This is a genomic window from Shigella sp. FC1567 (assembly GCF_001743015.1).
Classification (GTDB): Bacteria; Pseudomonadota; Gammaproteobacteria; order Enterobacterales; family Enterobacteriaceae; genus Escherichia; species Escherichia coli.
The window spans coordinates 1-2,707 of sequence record NZ_MIIV01000205.1; the positions used below are offsets into that span (position 1 = coordinate 1).

The following is a 2,707-nucleotide window of genomic DNA, read 5'->3' on the forward strand; positions in this document are numbered from 1 at the left end:
GGTAAGCGGCAGGGTCGGAACAGGAGAGCGCACGAGGGAGCTTCCAGGGGGAAACGCCTGGTATCTTTATAGTCCTGTCGGGTTTCGCCACCTCTGACTTGAGCGTCGATTTTTGTGATGCTCGTCAGGGGGGCGGAGCCTATGGAAAAACGCCACCTGCGCGGCCTTTGTCCCTGCCTTCGGCTTTTTGCTCACATGTTCTTTCCGGCGTTATCCCCTGATTCTGTGGATAACCGCATTACCGCCTTTGAGTGAGCTGATACCGCTCGCCGCAGTCGAACGACCGAGCGTAGCGAGTCAGTGAGCGAGGAAGCGGAAGAGCGCCTTATGTGACATTTTCTCCTTACGCTCTGTTGTGCCGTTCGACATCCTGTCCTGAGCGTTATCTCTCTGTGCTATTTTCTACTTCAAAGCGTGTCTGTATGCTGTTCTGGAGTTCTTCTGCGAGTTCGTGTAGTTTCTCACACATGGTGGCCTGCTCGTCAGCATCGAGTGCGTCCAGTTTTTCGAGCAGCGTCAGGCTCTGGCTTTTTATGAATCCCGCCATGTTGAGTACGGCTTGCTGCTGCTTGTTCATCTTTTCGTTTTCTCCGTTCTGTCTGTCATCTGCGTTATGTGATTATATCGCGTACCACTTTTCGACTGTTTTGCTGCCGCCTGGCTTTTTGACGGGTATTTCTGTCAGACAACACTGTAACTGCCAAAAAACTGCCGTGCCTTTGTCGGTAATTCGAGCTTGCTGACAGGACAGGATGTGCAATTGTTATACCGCGCATACATGCACGCTATTACAATTGCCCTGGTCAGGGCTTTGCCCCGACACCCATGTCAGATACGGAGCCATGTTTTATGACAAAACGAAGTGGAAGTAATACGCGCAGGCGGGCTATCAGTCGCCCTGTTCGTCTGACGGCAGAAGAAGACCAGGAAATCAGAAAAAGGGCTGCTGAATGCGGCAAGACCGTTTCCGGTTTTTTACGGGCGGCAGCTCTCGGTAAGAACGTTAACTCACTGACTGATGATCGGGTACTGAAAGAAGTTATGAGACTGGGGGCGTTACAGAAAAAACTCTTTATCGACGGCAAGCGTATCGGGGACAGGGAGTATGCGGAGGTGCTGATCGCTATTACGGAGTATCACCGTGCCCTGTTATCCAGGCTTATGGCAGATTAGCTTCCCGGGGAGAAAACTGTTGAAAACAGACGGTATGAACACGGTAAGCTCCCAAAGTGATCTCCATTCGCTTTCATGCATAGCTATGCAGCGAGCTGAAAACGATCCTGACGCATCCTTCCTGTTTTTCCGGGGTAAAACATCTATTTTTGTGGTGTCTGCGTCAGAATCGCGTTCAGCGCGTTTCAGTGGTGCGTACAATTAAGGGATTATGGTAAATGATGATTATTTCTCCTCTCTATTTACTCGGCAAGCGCCAAAGTGAATTACATCATATTTTACTCCTGATTCATTTATTACTTTAAATATGTCAGAAAGGTGCTTCTTATGATTTTTATCAGTTATAAATGCTATATCAATATTTTTGTTTCCTAAGCCATCTTGATGTCTTTGTATAATATTTTGGGCTTGTTCATGGTAATATAGAGCATAGTTTTTTATCTTCTCATTACTTGTTGCGTATTCTTTTCTATATATGGCTTGTGACATCATTTCTTCTTCTAATTTTGATTGAGGTATATTGCGCGCGTTCGCTAGAACTTTTAGGTCATCTTTGCTTATGTTTAGTGATGGTGTTAACCCTTTTTGAGCTTCAGTATGGCGTTTGTTTACCTCTGAAAGAACGCTTAGTCCCTTTGTGAAGTCGTTGTCTTTTGTATAAAAATCAATTCTTAGGTTTTTGGGGACTACAGTCCATCCATCGCCTTTTTGACGCGTGAATAGTGTTTGTGGATGGGAGATCTCTTTCCATCCACCATGCGACATAATGACAAGTTGTGTTGCTTTTCCTGTTTGGCTCAATCCTATTCCGTCTTTCTGGAATAAACGACGATGACTTGTTACGTCCATGTTTGGTGATGGGGGTGTTTTTATATTTTTGGATGATGTTAGAAGGTGATTTCTTATTGTTGATGATATGTTTGTTATGAGATTCGAATTGAGTATTTTCATTTGTTAACAATCCATTTTTGCGGTGTTTTTTATTGTTTTTTTTTCTTTTGTTTAAGGGCGTGTCGGTGTAAGTGTTTATTTTATGGGTTAAAGTAGGATACCAAGTGTGAAAAAAAATTAAAGGTTCTTCTTGAGATCCTTTTTTTCTGCGCGTAATCTACTGCCTGTAAACGAAAAAACCGCCCTGCAAGGCGGTTTTTCGAAGGTTCTCAGAGATACCAACTCTTTGAGCCGAGGTAACTGGCTTGGAGGAGCGCAGTCACCAAAACTTGTTCTTTCAGTTTAGCCTTAACAGGCGCATGACTTCAAGTCTTACTCCTCTAATTCGGTTATCAGTGGCTGCTGCCAGTGGCGATAATTCGTGTCTTACCGGGTTGGACTCAAGACGATAGTTACCGGATAAGGCGCAGCGGTCGGGCTGAACGGGGGGTTCGTGCACACAGCCCAGCTTGGAGCGAACGACCTACACCGAACTGAGATACCAACAGCGTGAGCTATGAGAAAGCGCCACGCTTCCCGAAGGGAGAAAGGCGGACAGGTATCCGGTAAGCGGCAGGGTCGGAACAGGAGAGCGCACGAGGGA

The 2,707-nt window shown here is 46.0% G+C and carries 4 protein-coding genes; 1 reads left to right on the plus strand and 3 read right to left on the minus strand.

Features of this window, described 5'->3' with window-relative positions; all coding sequences use genetic code 11:
- Nucleotides 1-382: 382 nt before the first annotated feature.
- Complete coding sequence (locus tag BHE85_RS13025; RefSeq protein WP_001041621.1) at nt 383-577, minus strand: Rop family plasmid primer RNA-binding protein; 195 nt, start codon at nt 575-577, stop codon at nt 383-385.
- Nucleotides 578-849: 272 nt separating this feature from the next.
- On the opposite strand from BHE85_RS13025, the gene mobA reads away from it, so the two are divergent.
- A complete protein-coding gene (gene mobA / locus BHE85_RS13030) occupies nt 850-1,173 on the plus strand; it encodes a plasmid mobilization protein MobA (protein ID WP_004988908.1) in 324 nt (107 codons plus the stop codon).
- A gap of 225 nt (nt 1,174-1,398) precedes the next feature.
- Here the strand turns inward: mobA and BHE85_RS13040 are convergent, their stop codons facing one another.
- Both BHE85_RS13040 and BHE85_RS27495 read right to left on the minus strand, forming a co-directional pair.
- Nucleotides 1,399-2,124 (minus strand): putative adhesin, encoded by a 726-nt coding sequence (locus BHE85_RS13040; RefSeq protein ID WP_039064368.1) that lies wholly within the window; start codon nt 2,122-2,124, stop codon nt 1,399-1,401.
- 277 nt (nt 2,125-2,401) lie between these two features.
- Nucleotides 2,402-2,563, minus strand: a complete 162-nt coding sequence (locus BHE85_RS27495; protein ID WP_072007783.1) for a replication initiation protein — start codon at nt 2,561-2,563, stop codon at nt 2,402-2,404.
- Between the last annotated feature and the right edge of the window lie 144 nt (nt 2,564-2,707).